General features: G+C 59.2%; 16 protein-coding genes. 7 read left to right on the plus strand and 9 right to left on the minus strand.

The annotated features are described in order from the left end of the window. Window positions 1–83: 83 nt before the first annotated feature. The 7 genes from nth to metG all read right to left on the minus strand — a co-directional run bounded on the left by nth (window position 84) and on the right by metG (window position 6,826). Window positions 84–722, minus strand: coding sequence for an endonuclease III (gene nth, locus CKW17_RS28765; protein WP_016986660.1), 639 nt, complete (start codon window positions 720–722; stop codon window positions 84–86). Continuing rightward, window positions 719–1,300 (minus strand): Rnf-Nqr domain containing protein, encoded by a 582-nt coding sequence (locus tag CKW17_RS28770; protein ID WP_095123266.1) that lies wholly within the window; start codon window positions 1,298–1,300, stop codon window positions 719–721. The genes nth and CKW17_RS28770 overlap by 4 nt, the downstream gene beginning before the upstream one ends. Beyond that, window positions 1,297–1,902, minus strand: a complete 606-nt coding sequence (locus CKW17_RS28775) for an RnfABCDGE type electron transport complex subunit G (RefSeq protein WP_095123268.1) — start codon at window positions 1,900–1,902, stop codon at window positions 1,297–1,299. The genes CKW17_RS28770 and CKW17_RS28775 overlap by 4 nt, the downstream gene beginning before the upstream one ends. Beyond that, complete coding sequence (locus CKW17_RS28780) at window positions 1,899–2,882, minus strand: RnfABCDGE type electron transport complex subunit D (protein ID WP_095123271.1); 984 nt, start codon at window positions 2,880–2,882, stop codon at window positions 1,899–1,901. Before CKW17_RS28780 ends, CKW17_RS28775 begins: the two co-directional genes overlap by 4 nt. Continuing rightward, window positions 2,869–4,077, minus strand: a complete 1,209-nt coding sequence (gene rsxB, locus CKW17_RS28785) for an electron transport complex subunit RsxB (protein WP_095123274.1) — start codon at window positions 4,075–4,077, stop codon at window positions 2,869–2,871. Before rsxB ends, CKW17_RS28780 begins: the two co-directional genes overlap by 14 nt. Beyond that, window positions 4,074–4,643, minus strand: a complete 570-nt coding sequence (locus CKW17_RS28790; protein ID WP_095123276.1) for an Rnf-Nqr domain containing protein — start codon at window positions 4,641–4,643, stop codon at window positions 4,074–4,076. The genes rsxB and CKW17_RS28790 overlap by 4 nt, the downstream gene beginning before the upstream one ends. Window positions 4,644–4,774: 131 nt before the next feature. Further along, complete coding sequence (gene metG, locus CKW17_RS28795; RefSeq protein WP_095123279.1) at window positions 4,775–6,826, minus strand: methionine--tRNA ligase; 2,052 nt, start codon at window positions 6,824–6,826, stop codon at window positions 4,775–4,777. 155 nt (window positions 6,827–6,981) lie between these two features. Between metG and apbC the strand changes: the two genes are divergently transcribed. Then, window positions 6,982–8,076, plus strand: coding sequence for an iron-sulfur cluster carrier protein ApbC (gene apbC / locus CKW17_RS28800; protein WP_095123282.1), 1,095 nt, complete (start codon window positions 6,982–6,984; stop codon window positions 8,074–8,076). Between the two features lie 131 nt (window positions 8,077–8,207). Here apbC and CKW17_RS28805 read toward each other — a convergent pair whose 3' ends face one another. Then, window positions 8,208–8,966, minus strand: coding sequence for an SDR family oxidoreductase (locus tag CKW17_RS28805; protein WP_095123284.1), 759 nt, complete (start codon window positions 8,964–8,966; stop codon window positions 8,208–8,210). 164 nt (window positions 8,967–9,130) lie between these two features. Between CKW17_RS28805 and CKW17_RS28810 the strand changes: the two genes are divergently transcribed. The 4 genes from CKW17_RS28810 to groL all read left to right on the plus strand — a co-directional run bounded on the left by CKW17_RS28810 (window position 9,131) and on the right by groL (window position 12,652). Further along, window positions 9,131–9,862: a HugZ family protein gene (locus CKW17_RS28810; RefSeq protein ID WP_095123286.1), complete on the plus strand. Its 732-nt coding sequence runs from the start codon at window positions 9,131–9,133 to the stop codon at window positions 9,860–9,862. A gap of 65 nt (window positions 9,863–9,927) precedes the next feature. Beyond that, window positions 9,928–10,404 carry an FxsA family protein gene (locus CKW17_RS28815; protein ID WP_095123288.1) on the plus strand — a complete coding sequence of 159 codons (477 nt, stop codon included), beginning with the start codon at window positions 9,928–9,930 and terminating at the stop codon, window positions 10,402–10,404. 257 nt (window positions 10,405–10,661) lie between these two features. Beyond that, a complete protein-coding gene (locus tag CKW17_RS28820; RefSeq protein WP_007916610.1) occupies window positions 10,662–10,955 on the plus strand; it encodes a co-chaperone GroES in 294 nt (97 codons plus the stop codon). A 50-nt stretch (window positions 10,956–11,005) separates the two neighbouring features. Then, a complete protein-coding gene (gene groL, locus CKW17_RS28825) occupies window positions 11,006–12,652 on the plus strand; it encodes a chaperonin GroEL (protein WP_095123290.1) in 1,647 nt (548 codons plus the stop codon). Between the two features lie 190 nt (window positions 12,653–12,842). Here groL and CKW17_RS28830 read toward each other — a convergent pair whose 3' ends face one another. Continuing rightward, window positions 12,843–13,586, minus strand: a complete 744-nt coding sequence (locus CKW17_RS28830) for a phosphatase PAP2 family protein (RefSeq protein ID WP_095123292.1) — start codon at window positions 13,584–13,586, stop codon at window positions 12,843–12,845. Between the two features lie 221 nt (window positions 13,587–13,807). Here CKW17_RS28830 and colR point away from each other — a divergent pair, with 221 nt between their 5' ends. Further along, window positions 13,808–14,479, plus strand: a complete 672-nt coding sequence (gene colR, locus CKW17_RS28835; RefSeq protein WP_095123294.1) for a two-component system response regulator ColR — start codon at window positions 13,808–13,810, stop codon at window positions 14,477–14,479. Then, window positions 14,479–15,753 carry a HAMP domain-containing sensor histidine kinase gene (locus CKW17_RS28840; protein ID WP_095123296.1) on the plus strand — a complete coding sequence of 425 codons (1,275 nt, stop codon included), beginning with the start codon at window positions 14,479–14,481 and terminating at the stop codon, window positions 15,751–15,753. The genes colR and CKW17_RS28840 overlap by 1 nt, the downstream gene beginning before the upstream one ends. Window positions 15,754–15,866 lie beyond the last annotated feature (113 nt).

The following is a 15,866-nucleotide window of genomic DNA, read 5'->3' on the forward strand; positions in this document are numbered from 1 at the left end:
CCTTTGGCGCTCCTTATATCGACATTCCCGCGTCGGGTAAAAAAGATTTTTTCAATCGACCATTCAATAATTCCAATAGCCGGTCAATCGTCCGATGTTTTGTGTTTGTACTCGCACAGGTCTTCAATTCGGCAGCTACCGCACCGCGGCTTGCGGGCCAGACACACATAGCGCCCATGGAGAATCAGCCAGTGATGAGAGTCGAGCAGAAATTGCCTGGGTACAAACTTCATCAGCTTGTTTTCCACTTCGACGACGTTCTTGCCGGGAGCGATGCCGGTCCGGTTGCTGACGCGGAAGATGTGCGTATCGACGGCCATGGTCAACTGGCGAAAAGCTGTATTGAGTACCACATTGGCGGTTTTGCGACCGACGCCGGGCAAGGCTTCAAGCTCTTCACGCGTTTGTGGTACTGCACCGCCGTGGCGTTCGACCAGCAAGCGGCAGGTCTCGATGACGTTCTTGGCCTTGCTGTTGTAGAGGCCGATGGTCTTGATGTATTCGGACAGCCCTTCGACGCCCAGTGCATGGATCGCTGAAGGCGTGTTGGCAACCGGGAACAGCTTCGCTGTCGCTTTGTTGACACCGACGTCGGTCGATTGCGCTGAAAGAATTACCGCAATCAGCAGTTCGAACGGCGAGGTATAGGCCAGTTCGGTTTTCGGCTCGGGGTTGTCCTCATGCAGTCGACGAAAAATCTCAAGACGTTTTGCGGCATTCATGGGCGATGCGTTTCCTTGAAAATAGAGTTCGAGCCGGTCCACGCTTGACGAGCTGCGAGCAGCAGCCCCAACGAAATCAAAGCGCCGGGAACCACGGTTGCCAAATGCAACCCGGCACTGAATAAGACCAGACCTTGCCAGTGTTCGAACAGGCCGTGACCGAGGGTTCCCCGGCCCGCGAGCTCTCGTAACCCGGCAAGTATCAGCATCAAAACGCCAAATCCGGCGCTGAGTCTGAGGCGCTCGGTCAGTGTCTGGCGGAAAAATCCATGGTGCTCCAGCACCACGCACTGCAGCCCGATCAGGCCAGCGTAGAGACCAAACGCCTGGTGCCATGGCAAGAACCAGCGTTGCACGAAGATCTCCGCACAACTGGTCAACGTAGCCGCGAGCAACAAACTCGCCAGCAATGTCCTTGCCCCCGACGTACGGCATCGCAAAGGTGCGATGCAAAAGCCGTATGCACCGGCCACAGTGATGAACATCAAAGCGGCTCCCAACGCGCCCGCCAGTGAGCTGGTTGTGCCCAGCAGGATTACCAGCATCAGTGAGTTCGACAGCTTTGCCATCCGCTTCATGGTTCGCTCCCCAGCAACGTCATTCGGTGGGCATCGAAGTAGCGCAACGCGTCATGGATCGCGTTGATCGCCGCGCGGGACGTAATCGTCGCCCCGGCTATCTGATCAAATTGGCCTTGATCCTTTTTCAAAGCCCAACCGGTATCCGGCGGCTCATCACTGGATTTGCCGGTGAATGTCCCAAGCCAGGCATTCGGCCAGTCACCCAAATGCCCGCCGAGCGCTGGAGTTTCATTTTGCTTGAGGGACTTCACACCCAGCAGTTTTCCCTGGGCATCAATGGCGATCAGTAACTCGATAGTGCCCGCATAACCTTGGGACTGGCTACGCAACAACACAGCTACCGGTCGCCCAGCCTGGGTCGCGCGATAGCCGCCGGTCAGCGTGCTATGGGGCAAGACAATATCCGCCAATGCCAGCGGCTGCTCCAGCGGTTGATTGTCGTAACTATTGATTGCGAGCACATCGAGCAGTTTTTGGCTGTCGATCAGGCGTTGCTCGGCGGCAATCTGCGGGGCATTGCTGCGTTGGACCAGATACGTCGTACCGATGCCGACAATGGCCAAAAACAGCAGGGCAAGTGTACTCGTCAATCGGCTCATGGCGTCGTCCGTGCCTGTCGGCTTACGGCAAAGCGTTCCAGTGCCGGTACGCAGAGATTCATCAGCAATACGGCAAACGCAACACCGTCCGGGTAACCACCCCACGTACGAATCAGATAAGTCAGCAACCCGACGCCAACACCGAAAAGCAGGCGGGCGAGCGCGCTTTTGGCGCCGGACACCGGTTCAGTAATGATGAAAAATGCGCCGAGCATGGTTGCGCCGCTCAGCAGGTGGAACACTGGCGAGCCATGAGAGTCGGAGCCTGAGCCATTCCAGCACAGCAGACTGACCAGAAACAGGCTGGCGAGCATACCGACCGGCGCGTGCCAGCCGAACACTCGCCGTTGCAGCAAAAACAGCCCGCCAACCAGAAACGCCAGATTCACCCATTCCACGCCATGTCCGCCGAATTGCCCGAAGGCCGGGTTGGCGGCGAAGAGTTCATCGATGGTCAGGCTTTTGTTGATGCGCAAGGTGTCCAGCGCCGTGGCCTGAACCCAGGCATCCGGCGCCTGCCGTGGGTTGAATACCTGCTGGACGGCGTCGAGCAGATTCATACCGTGGGCAGGCCACTGCGTCATCGGCTGCGAGAACATCACGATCGCCAAGGCAAAACCGAGCATGGCCGGATTGAACGGGTTTTTGCCTACGCCGCCGTACAGGTGTTTGCCAAACAGCAGGCCCGAGGCGATCGCGACCACTGTCAGCCACCAAGGGCAATATGGCGGCAAGGCTGCGGCAAGCAGGGTTGCACTGACCAGTGCGCTGCCGTCGCTCAGGGTGGTCCGCAACGGTTGTCGGCGCAGGCGGGTAATACCGGCCTCGACCACCAACGCAGTGCTGGCGGACAGGACCAGATTGATCAACAAGCCCCAACCGTAAAACCAGAACAGCGCCAGCAGCCCCGGCAACGTCGCCAGCAGTACCAGCTTCATCGCCTGTTGCAGGCGATCGTCCGGCGCCTCAAGGGGCGACATGATCTTGCACCTGGCGCTCGGCGTCTTGCAGGCGGGCGCGGGCCTTGTCGAGGGCTTCACTGGGCGTGTCGGCGCGACGTTCGAGTTTGTTGAGGTCCGCGCGAGCGTAGGCCAATTCGGTTTTCAACTGGCGAAGGTGGCTGTCGATAGGGCGCTTTTCTACTCGCACCAGGTCAGGCAAAGGCTGCTCGCTGGTCGCTTCGGCATCATGCAAAGCCTGCTCGGCATCGCGCAAAGCCTGTTCCAGGGGAGCGATCTGCTCCGGCGCGGCTTCGCCGGTCTGCGCTTTTTTCAGTTCGGCGCGGCGCATGGCCAGTTGGATCTTCGCCCGTTTCAAATCAGCATCTTTCGCCGGCGCCGTGACGATCGGGGCCGGCGCGGCGCTGGTTTCGAGTTTTGCCAAAGCGTGTTCCGCGACCTCGAACTGCTGCTGCAGCACGATCAGTTGCGACTGTTGCTCGAACGTCGGCGGATGGCCAAAAGCTTTCAACGACTTGTGCAATTGCGCCCGGCTCATGGCCACATCGATCTTGGCTTTCTTCAACGCCGCATCTGCGGTCGCCGCTTTTTGCGCACGCACCCGTTCCAGCGCCGCCTGCACCGGGTCGGTTGCGGACACTTCAGGTTGCGCCGCCCGTTTCGCTCGGGCTTCACGCTCAGCCTGTTTCTGTTGTTCTTCCCGTCGCAGACGCTCATTACGTCGCTCGAAGCGCTGGCGTGCGTGATCACGCTTTGCGGCGCGGGCACGTTGCTCGTCGAGATTGGCGGCAAGACCTCCCACCACCGGCAGCGTGCCGAGCGGCAGCGGGTGCATTTCAATGCAATCCACCGGGCATGGGGCGACGCACAGGTCGCAGCCGGTGCATTCATCGATGATCACGGTGTGCATCAATTTTGCCGCGCCGACGATGGCATCGATCGGACAGGCCTGAATGCATTTGGTGCAGCCGATGCATTCGGCTTCGCGGATATAGGCAACCTGCGGCGGCGCCGAACCGCGACTGATATCGAGTTCCAGCACCGGCACTTTCAACAGCTCTGCCAGCGCCGCAATGGTTTCTTCACCGCCCGGCGGACACTTGTTGATCGGCTCGCCCTCGGCGATGCCTTGTGCGTACGGCTTGCATCCGGGATGGCCGCACTTGCCGCATTGGGTCTGCGGCAGAAGGGCATCGATGAGTTGAATCAGACTCATGTTTTGATCAGTCCACTGAATCCGAGAAAAATCACTGCGATCAATCCGGCGCTGATCAAATCGATCGGCAAGCCACGAAAAGGCAGGGGAATATCGTTATCGACTGTGCGTTCACGCAAATCCTGGAACAGGCTCAGTACCAGCCAGAAGCCCAGCCCGGCACCGAGGCTCAAAGCGGTCGCGTGGAGCAGGCCCCGATCGTTTTGCGCGTTGATCAGTGCCAGCCCGAGCACACCGGCATTGCCCAGCAACAATGGCCATAGACCGTCGAACCGCAGACCCGGCAGCCAGCGTGTCAACAGTTTCAGCAGCGGCGCAATCAGCAAGACGTTCAGCGGCAGGAAGACGAACAGGTGCAGGGCTTCCAGTTGCAATGGCACCAACAGCCAATGCCAGAGCGCGTAACCGAGTACACCGACGACCAGCATCAGGCACAGCGTCGCCAGCCCCAACGCATGTACCTGGCGACGACTGCCCGCCAACAGCGGATCGACGCCCAGCGGCCAGTGCAACACGAAGTTGTTGAGCAGCGCGGCACTGACAAGCGTTAGCAAGAGTTCGGTCATGGTTCTGCCGGTGAAACGGGCGGGTGTCTCATAAGGTTAGGCATTATCCGGCAGCCGCGGTGTGTGGGCCAGATATGAAAAATCCCACCGACATGCGAGGCACGCCGGTGGGATCGATCTGCAACAGTCGCTTACTTGATGCGTTGACCCGGCTTGGCACCGCTGTCCGGGCTCAGCAGGTAGATTTCTTCACCGCCAGGGCCGGCCGCCATCACCATGCCTTCGGAGATACCGAACTTCATTTTCCGTGGCTTGAGGTTGGCGATCATCATGGTCAGGCGACCATCGAGTTTGGACGGATCCGGGTAGGCGCTCTTGATCCCCGAGAACACGTTGCGTTGCTCGTCACCGATATCCAGTGTCAGGCGCAGCAGCTTGTCGGCACCCTCAACGTGTTCGGCCTTGACGATCAGCGCGACGCGCAGGTCGATCGCGGCGAAAGCGTCGAAGTCGATTTCCGGCGACAGTGGATCCTTGGCCAGTTCGCCGTTGCCGGCAGGCGCAGCAGCACCGGTGTCGGTCTGGCTGGCGGTGAGGTCTTCTTTCGAGGCGTCGCTCATGGCTTGCACTTTTACCGGGTCGATGCGGGTCATCAACGGCTTGAATTCGTTCAACTGGTGGTTGGCCAGCAGCGTGGTGTGGTCGTTCCAGGTCAGCGGGGCGACATTGAGGAACGCCTCGGCATCGGCGGCCAGCAGCGGCAGCACCGGTTTGAGGAAGATCACCAGTTGGCGGAACAGATTGATGGCGGTGGCGCAGATCGCCTGGACTTCATCCTGTTTGCCTTCCTGCTTGTTCAGCGACCACGGTGCCTTGTCGGCGATCCAGGCGTTGGCGCGGTCGGCGAGGGCCATGGTTTCACGCATGGCACGGGCAAAGTCGCGGGCTTCATAAGCATCGGCAATGCTTGGCGCGGCAGCGAGGAACGCTTCGGTCAGTTCTGGCGCGGCATTGGTGCCGACCAGCAGGCCGGCGTTGCCTTTTTGAATGAAGCCGGCGCAACGGCTGGCGATGTTGACCACTTTGCCGACCAGGTCGGAGTTGACCTTCTGCACGAAGTCTTCGAGGTTCAGGTCGAGGTCATCGACGCCACGACCGAGTTTGGCCGCGTAGTAGTAGCGCAGGTATTCCGGCGACAGGTGATCCAGATACGTACGGGCCTTGATGAAGGTGCCGCGCGACTTGGACATTTTCTGGCCGTTGACGGTCAGGTAGCCGTGTACGTTGATGCCGGTCGGCTTGCGGTAGCCGGCGCCTTCAAGCATCGCTGGCCAGAACAGCGCGTGGAAGTTGACGATGTCCTTGCCGATGAAGTGGTACAGCTCGGCGGTGGAATCCTTGGCCCAGAACGCGTCGAAATCCAGATCCGGCGTGCGGTCGCAAAGGTTCTTGAAGCTGGCCATGTAGCCGATTGGCGCGTCCAGCCACACGTAGAAATACTTGCCCGGCTCGCCCGGGATCTCGAAACCGAAGTACGGCGCATCGCGGGAGATGTCCCACTGTTGCAGGCCGGCGTCCAGCCATTCGGCGATCTTGTTGGCGACGGCGTCTTGCAGGGTGCCGCTGCGGGTCCAGGTCTGCAGCATTTGCTGGAAGTCTGGCAGCTTGAAGAAAAAGTGCTGGGAATCCTTGAGCACCGGGGTGGCGCCAGAGATAGCCGACTTCGGATCCTTCAGGTCGGTCGGGGCGTAGGTCGCACCGCACTTTTCGCAGTTGTCGCCGTACTGGTCTTCAGTGCCGCATTTCGGGCAGGTGCCCTTGATGAAGCGGTCGGCCAGGAACATTTTCTTTTCCGGGTCGAAGTACTGGGTAATCGAGCGCTGGGCGATGTGCCCGGCGTCACGCAGCTTGAGATAGATCTGGCTCGACAGCTCACGGTTTTCTTCGGCGTGAGTGGAGTGGAAGTTGTCGAAATCGACCAGAAACTCGGCAAAGTCGGCGCTGTGTTCAGCCTGCACATTGGCGATCAGTTGTTCCGGGGTGATGCCTTCCTTTTCCGCGCGCAGCATGATCGCCGAACCGTGGGCGTCGTCGGCGCAGACGTAAATGCATTGATTGCCGCGATGCTTCTGGAAGCGCACCCACATATCGGTCTGGATATATTCCAGCATATGGCCAAGGTGAATCGAACCGTTGGCGTAGGGCAGGGCGCTGGTGACGAGGATCTTGCGTGGTTCGGACATGTGGGGCTTCGCTACTTGATGAAACGGAGGTCGGCCACTATAAAGCGCCGGGCAAGATATTTCACCCCTGCAAATCGTTGCCGGGCGTGCCGTCCGGAGGATAGAAGGGGTAGGATACCCGCCATCTTTTCCCAGTCTTGTTATCGGAGTTGCCCATGAGCGCCGTCACTCGCGCAGCGGTGGAAGCCGTCCTCAGCCAATACACCGACCCTTATCTGAACCAGGATCCGGTCAGCGCCGGTTGCGTGAAGCACATCGAGATCGTCGGTGACCGCGTCAACGTGCAGTTGGAAATCGGTTACGCCGCCGGTCTGTTCAAGAGCGGCTGGGCGCAACTGCTGCAACTGGCCATCGAAAACCTCGACGGCGTGGTGATCGCCAAGGTTGAAGTGAACAGTGTTATCGCTGCGCACAAGGCGCAGGCGCAGATTCCAGGGCTGGCCAACGTCAAGAACGTGGTCGCCGTGGCCTCGGGCAAGGGCGGTGTGGGCAAGTCGACCACCGCCGCCAACCTCGCGCTGGCCCTGGCCCGCGAAGGCGCCAAAGTCGGGATTCTCGACGCCGATATCTACGGCCCGAGCCAAGGCATCATGTTCGGCATCCCCGAGCGCACCCGCCCGGAGGTCAAGGATCAGAAGTGGTTCGTGCCACTCAAGGCGCATGGCGTTGAAGTCATGTCGATGGCGTTCCTGACCGACGACAACACGCCGATGGTCTGGCGCGGGCCGATGGTCTCGGGCGCGTTACTGCAACTGGTCACGCAAACCGCGTGGGGCGATCTCGATTATCTGGTCATCGACATGCCGCCAGGCACCGGTGACATTCAGCTGACGTTGGCGCAAAAAGTCCCGGTGGCCGGCGCGGTGATTGTCACCACTCCGCAGGATCTGGCGTTGCTGGATGCGCGCAAAGGCGTGGAAATGTTCCGCAAGGTCAACATTCCGGTGTTGGGCGTGGTGGAAAACATGGCCGTGCACATCTGCTCGAACTGCGGGCATGCCGAGCATCTGTTCGGTGAGGGCGGTGGTGAGAAACTCGCGACCCAATACGGCGTAGAGCTGCTGGCGTCGCTGCCCCTGTCAATGCTGATCCGCGAGCAGGCTGATGGCGGCAAGCCAACGGTGATCGCCGAGCCGGACAGCCAGATTGCCATGGTTTATCAGGAACTGGCCCGCCACGTCGGCGCGCGGATTGTGTTGCAGGAGGCGGCGACGCCGGCGATGCCGAATATCACCATCAGCGACGATTGATCAATCAGCAACACCGATAACCCTGTAGGAGTGAGCCTGCTCGCGATAGCGGAATAACATTCAACAGATTTGTTGAATGAATGACCGCAATCGCGAGCAGGCTCACTCCTACATTTGTTTTGTGTTGGCAGTTAGATGCGCAAGCCGCCATCCATCTCCAGAATACGCCCGGTGTAGTAGTCGTTTTCGAAGATATACGCCGCCGAATGCGCAATCTCTTCCGGCTTGCCCATGCGCTTGAGCGGAATCCCCGAGGTCATCTTCTCCAGCGCTTCCGGTTTCATGCCCAGGGTCATCTCGGTTTCGATGAAACCCGGTGCAATCCCCGCTACACGAATGCCATAACGCGCCAGTTCCTTGGCCCAAGTCACCGTGGCTGCGGCAACACCGGCCTTGGCCGCGGAATAGTTGGTCTGGCCAACGTTACCGGCACGCGAGATCGACGAGATGTTGATGATCGCGCCGCTGTTCTTCAGCTCGACCATTTTCGCCGCCACTTCACGGGTGCAGAGGAACACGCCAGTCAGGTTGACGTCGATCACGGCCTGCCACTGTGCCAGGCTCATCTTGGTCATTTCGCCGTCCTTGACCTTGAGCAGCAGGCCATCGCGCAGGATCCCGGCGTTGTTGATCAGGCCATGAATGGCACCGAAATCGGCGGCGACCTGAGCGACCATGTGCTCGACCTGTTCTTCATTGGCCACGTTGCACAGATAGCTGCGCGCCTCGACGCCCTTGGCCTTGCAGGCCGCGACCGTGTCGTCGAGTTTTTCCTGATTGAGGTCGACCAACGCCAGCTTCGCGCCTTTGCCGGCGAAATACTCGGCCATCGAACGGCCCAAACCCTGGCAACCGCCAGTGATAATGATTACTTTGTCGTTGAGTTGCATTCGCATGCCCCGATAGCCGGTCTGAGTAGTTTTTGTTTTCAGCGACTCCCGATCTGCACCGGCCGTGGCTGGGTTGCACATGAGAATTGCCCGCTGGCGTGACTGGGACTTGATCCCGGGCGCCTGTCCGTTTTTTCGACGGATCCTATTTAAGGAGTCATAAATTGAGCGTTGAAGTGGCGAAGAATGCCCGAGAATTGCTTCTCAAGGAATACCGTGGAGTGCTGTCGACCCACTCCAAATCGATGCCCGGTTTTCCCTTTGGCTCCGTGGTGCCTTACTGCCTGGACGAGCAGGGCCGCCCGCTGATCCTTATCAGCCGCATCGCCCAGCACACCCACAACCTGCAAAAAGACCCGAAATGCTCGATGTTGGTGGGCGAACGTGAGGCCGATGACGTGCAAGCCGTTGGTCGCCTGACCTATCTGGCCGAGGCGCAAAAGCTCGAAGACGTTGCCGCGATCGAAGCCGCCGCCGAGCGTTACTACCGTTATTTCCCCGATTCGCAGAACTACCACAAGGCCCACGATTTCGACTTCTGGGTGTTGAACCCGGTGCGTCATCGCTACATCGGCGGTTTTGGCGCGATTCACTGGGTCGATCAACTGACCTTGGCCAACCCGTTCGCCGGCAAGGCTGAAGTCAGCATGGTCGAGCACATGAATAGCGACCACGCCAAAGCCATCGCGCACTACGTCGACCTCGCCGGTCTGCCGAAAAGCGTACCGGCGCAACTGGCCGGGATCGACAGCGAAGGCATGCACCTGCGCATCGGTCAGGCGCTGTACTGGCTACCGTTTCAAGCCCCTTGTCATACGCCGACACAAGTGCGCGAAGCCTTGGTTTCATTGGCTCACGCACAGGTCTGGCCAAAAAATGCAGTGGCCGAAGCTTGAATTCACGAAAGGGCGACGTCATCTAAGGCTTACTGCAAGGCATTTCTTGCGTTGAGGAAAGTTAGATGCGCCCTTTTTTGTTGCTCTTTCTGCTGTTTCCGGTGCTGGAGCTGTTCGTATTCGTCAAAGTGGCAGGGGCTATCGGGTTTTTCCCGGCCCTGCTGCTGATCATTCTCGGCTCGATGTTCGGCGTGTTCGTGCTGCGCGTCGCCGGTCTGGCCACGGCCCTGCGTGCCCGTGAAAGCCTGAACCGCGGCGAACTGCCAGCGCAAACCATGCTTGAAGGCCTGATGCTGGCACTGGCCGGTGGCTTGTTGATTCTGCCGGGCTTCATCAGCGACGTGGTCGGTCTGGTGATGCTGCTGCCGTTCACCCGTCGACTGCTGGCCAATAAAATGCGCCAGCGCGCCGAAGATCAGGCGATGCGCCAGCGTGCGTTCGCTGACGATCTGCAACCACGCGGCGGACCTGCCCCACGCGAAACGCTGGGCCGTGAGCCCAACGTGATTGAAGGCGAGTTCGAACACCGCGACACCAAGTGACATGTGATCGACACGGCACCCTTGGGTGCCGGGGTTTTATGTGGGTAGCGTTTGGGCGCTGCGATGAAAAATTTTCTGCGTTCGCCCTTGTAATAAGCTTATGCGCCCTTATGTAACGGTCACCGCAAGGTTTCTGGCATGTGCGCCAGTCAGACTTCCGCGTCTCGCTCGACGAGGCGCACCCGGCGAAGGCCGGATTTGTTAAACCCGCCGGGACTACACCGGCCGATGAAAACCACAATTAGGAGAGATCGACAATGAAGCTTCGTCCTCTGCATGACCGCGTCGTAATCCGTCGCAGCGAAGAAGAAAAGAAAACCGCTGGCGGTATCGTCCTGCCAGGTTCGGCTGCTGAAAAAGCCAACCACGGTGTGATTCTCGCTGTAGGCCCGGGCAAAGCTCTGGAAAACGGCGAAGTGCGCGCACTGTCCGTTAAAGAAGGCGACAAGGTTGTGTTCGGTCCTTACTCCGGCAGCAACACAGTGAAAGTCGACGGCGAAGACCTGCTGGTAATGAGCGAGAACGAAATCCTCGCTGTTATCGAAGGCTGATACCCCCGTTCATTTTCCCGCTACTACAAAGTATTTAAGGAATATCGATCATGGCTGCTAAAGACGTTCTGTTTGGCGATTCCGCCCGTAAAAAAATGCTCAAGGGCGTCAACGTCCTGGCTGACGCAGTAAAAGCGACCCTGGGCCCGAAAGGCCGTAACGTGATCATCGAGAAGAGCTTCGGCGCTCCGACCATCACCAAGGACGGCGTTTCCGTCGCCAAAGAAATCGAACTCGAAGATCGCTTCGAAAACATGGGCGCGCAGCTGGTCAAAGACGTTGCCTCCCGTGCCAACGATGACGCTGGTGACGGTACTACCACCGCTACCGTTCTGGCTCAGTCGATCGTCAACGAAGGCTACAAAGCCGTTGCCGCCGGCATGAACCCGATGGACCTGAAGCGCGGCATCGACAAGGCGACCATCGCCGTTGTTGCCGAGCTGAAAAAGCTCTCCAAGCCATGCGCTGACACCAAGGCAATCGCTCAGGTCGGTACCATCTCGGCCAACTCCGACAGCTCCATCGGCGAAATCATTGCCGAAGCCATGGAAAAAGTCGGTAAAGAAGGCGTGATCACCGTTGAAGAAGGCACTGGCCTGGAAAACGAACTGTCGGTTGTAGAAGGCATGCAGTTCGACCGTGGCTACCTGTCCCCGTACTTCGTCAACAAGCCTGAGACCATGGTTGCCGAACTGGAGAGCCCACTGGTTCTGCTGGTCGACAAAAAGATCTCGAACATCCGCGAAATGCTGCCAGTACTGGAAGCCGTTGCCAAAGCCGGCCGTCCACTGCTGATCGTTTCCGAAGACGTTGAAGGCGAAGCCCTGGCGACGCTGGTTGTGAACAACATGCGTGGCATCGTTAAAGTCGCCGCCGTCAAGGCGCCAGGCTTCGGCGACCGTCGCAAGGCCATGCTGCAGGACATCGCTGTTCTGACCGGCGGTACCGTTATCTCCGAAGAGATCGGCCTGAGCCTGGAAGCCGCTACCCTGGAAAACCTCGGTAGCGCCAAGCGCGTGACCATCTCCAAGGAAACCACCATCATCGTTGACGGTGCTGGCGTAGCAACCGACATCGAAGCGCGTATCGCTCAGATCCGTGCTCAGGTTGCCGAAACTTCCTCGGACTACGACCGTGAAAAACTGCAAGAGCGTCTGGCCAAGCTGTCCGGCGGCGTTGCAGTGATCAAGGTTGGCGCTGGTTCCGAAGTTGAAATGAAAGAGAAGAAAGCCCGCGTTGAAGACGCGCTGCACGCAACCCGTGCAGCCGTTGAAGAAGGCGTGGTGCCTGGCGGTGGCGTTGCGCTGATCCGTGCTCTGGAAGCCCTGACCGAACTGAAAGGCGACAATGCTGATCAGAACGTTGGTATCGCTGTGCTGCGTCGCGCTGTTGAAGCGCCGCTGCGTCAGATCGTTGCCAACTCCGGTGACGAGCCAAGCGTTGTGGTCGACAAGGTCAAGCAGGGCGGCGGTAACTACGGTTACAACGCTGCGACTGGCGAATACGGCGACATGATCGAAATGGGCATCCTGGATCCTACCAAGGTGACTCGTTCCGCTCTGCAAGCTGCAGCTTCGATCGGTGGTCTGCTCCTGACCACCGAAGCGGCAGTAGCTGACGCGCCGAAGAAAGACGGCGGCGCTGGCGGCGGCATGCCAGACATGGGCGGCATGGGTGGCATGGGCGGCATGATGTAAGCCAGCCTTGTCCCTGTAACGCAAAACCCCGCTGGCGAAAGTCAGCGGGGTTTTTTATTGCCCAAATATCAGCGTCACCCCCAAACTCTTGTAGGAGTGAGCCTGCTCGCGATAGCGGTCTGTCAGTCGCAATCATGTTGAATGACATACCGCTATCGCGAGCAGGCTCACTCCTACATTGGACCGTGTTTCAGGCGCTGATGGGCTGTGCCTTGACCACGGCCTCGGTTTTCACCGCCGGGCGATACAGCACCCAGTAATACGACCCCAGGCAAATCAGCCAGCAGAAAATCGCCGTCCACACGTTGTGCGAGAAGAAGTGTGCGCCCTGCATCATCCGGCTGATCGAGAACACCGAACCCAATGCAAAGGCAAAGATAAACGCCTGTCTGGCCAGACGCGGCCGCCGGTCACGCAGGACAAAGAACAACGCAAACAAAGTAAACCCTGTCGCCGCATGACCACCCGGCCAGCAACGCCCGGGTTTGTCGGTCTGTGGGCGATGCTCCATCAACTTGCTATAGGTTTCATGGCCACCGAATTGCTCCAGGCTCCACGGGCATTGCACCGCAGTCACGGCTTTGACCGGAGTGACAAACGAGGTCGCCAGGCCCAGCGACAGCACCAGACAGCCCAGCTCACGCTTGAACGGTTTTAGTCTGTCGAGGAAAAACGCGCCGATAAAACCGAGGATGGCAAACACCGAGAACGCGATCACTACCTGCTTGGCGCGATCGTGAAGGATGTCTTCAAGAAAAAAACTGTGCCGCCCGATAAAGTCGCCGGCAACCGGGTCGTAGAACAGGCGGGCCAGATACATGTCCAGCTCGGTCAATTCGAGCAGTACCAGAATGATCGCCGCGACGGCGGGTATTCCCAGACACAACCAGAAATTCAGTGGCCTGGAAACGGGACGGGCAGAAGTCGACGCCATGGGCAATTCCTTGGTCGGTAAGTATGTTCTGAGGAGCGCAATCGCGCGGAGTCTGCGCGTGCGGGCGTCGCCGATTTGTTAACCGAAAGTGAAAAAAACGTTGGCGTGCGCAATGAGCATTTTTATCGCTAAACAACCCGACACACGCCTAGCCCTGAGCCACACTTGGCCGTAAGCTGCGCGGGCCAAGTAGGCCGTTACCCCGTACGGAGGAGGTGCCCATGCGAATTCTGTTGGTCGAAGACAACCGCGACATCCTGGCCAATCTGGCCGATTATCTGGGCCTCAAAGGCTATACCGTCGATTGCGCCCAGGACGGTCTGTCGGGTCTGCATCTGGCCGCCACCGAGCATTACGACCTGATCGTGCTCGACATCATGTTGCCGGGCATCGACGGCTACACCCTGTGCAAACGCCTGCGTGAAGATGCCCGCCGCGATACGCCGGTGATCATGCTCACTGCTCGTGATCAGCTCGACGATCGTCTGCAGGGGTTCAAGTCCGGGGCTGATGATTATCTGATCAAGCCATTTGCCTTGTCCGAGCTGGCCGCGCGGGTCGAAGCGGTGATGCGCCGTGCCCAGGGTGGCGGCCGCCGTGCGTTGCAGGTCGCCGATCTGAGCTACGACCTCGACACGCTGGAAGTGACCCGCGACGGCAAACTGCTGAAGCTCAACCCGGTCGGCCTCAAATTGCTGGCGGTGTTGATGCAGAAGAGCCCGCACGTGCTGCGTCGGGAAATTCTCGAAGAGGCGTTGTGGGGTGATGATTGCCCGGACAGCGACAGCCTGCGCAGTCACGTTCACCAATTGCGTCAGGTGATCGACAAACCGTTCACCAAACCATTGCTGCACACCGTGCACGGCGTGGGTTACCGGCTGGCCGATGTGTAATGGAGTTTAAGCAAAGCCTATCCCAGCGGATCATTATTGCCTTTGCCTTGATGAGCGCCCTGGTCGCCGGTGCCTTTGCCATGGGCATTGTCGCGACCGTGCACCTTGTCGAAGAAAAGCTGATTTCGGCAGGGCTGGGCGGTGATTTGCAGCGTTTGCTGCTGATGGACAACGTTTCGGACTGGAGCCACCGTCCGGAGCCGGATCAGTTGTTCTATTTCAGCGGCGGACCGGGCGATTTCGAGTTGCCCAAGGATCTGCGCCACCTCGACTCAGGTTTCCATGAAGTGTTTCGCGAGCAGCTGTCGTATCACGCGATGGTCGAAATCGTCGACGGTCGACGTTACGTATTGCTGCAGGATCAAAGCGATTTCGAAGAGCGCGAGCGTGTCCTGTTTGCCGTGGTGCTGGTGGGGTTCGTGCTCAGCCTGGCACTGGCGGTCTTCCTCGGCTGGGTACTGGCGCGCAAGGTGATGGCGCCGGTGGTGCGTCTGGCCCGGCAGGTGCGCCACCGCGACCAGTTGCTGGGGCTGGCGCCACCGCTGGCGCCGGATTATGCGGCTGACGAAGTCGGCGAGCTGGCGGTGGCCTTCGATGCCACATTGGGGCGCCTGCGTCAGGCGCTGACACGCGAGCGTTTGTTCACCAGCGACGTCAGCCATGAATTGCGCACGCCGCTGATGGTGCTGGCCAGTTCCTGCGAGCTGCTGCTGGAAAACCCGGGGATCGACCAGCGTGGTCGCTCCCAGGTCGAGCGTATTGCTCGCGCCAGTGAGGAAATGCGCGAGTTGGTGCAAACCTTCCTGATGCTGGCGCGCGCCCAGCATGAAGATGCCGGCATGGCACTTCAGCAAAACCTCTCGCAAGTCGCCGAAAATCTGTTGTGTCTGTGGCGCGGGCCGATCGAGAGCAAGGGCTTGGAACTGGTCTTCGAACCGGGCAGTCCATCAGACATTCGCTACAACGCGACCCTGTTGAATGCCGTGATGGGCAACCTGTTGCGCAACGCGCTGCATTACACCGAAAGCGGTTTCATTCGCCTGACACTCACTGCCAACGGCTTCGCGGTCGAAGACTCCGGCGTCGGCATCCCGGAAGAAAAGCGCGAAGCCATGTTCGAGCCTTTCGTGCGTGGCAGCGAAAAGCGCGGCGAAGGTCTGGGGCTGGGGTTGTCGCTGGTGCAGCGGATCTGCGAGAACCAGGGCTGGACCGTCAGTTTGAGCACGATGGAACCGAATGGCTGCCGCTTCGAAGTGGATCTTGGCAAAATCTGACGCAGGGGGTGGCGCAAGGCTACTCCCTCTAACCTGTCTGAATCCTGTATAACGCTGTAATAATTTGTCTGTTTACCTGACATTTTTTTCACAAATGGATGACCTGACGCTGA

This window comes from Pseudomonas sp. Irchel s3f10, assembly GCF_900187515.1.
Lineage (GTDB): Bacteria > Pseudomonadota > Gammaproteobacteria > Pseudomonadales > Pseudomonadaceae > Aquipseudomonas > Aquipseudomonas tensinigenes.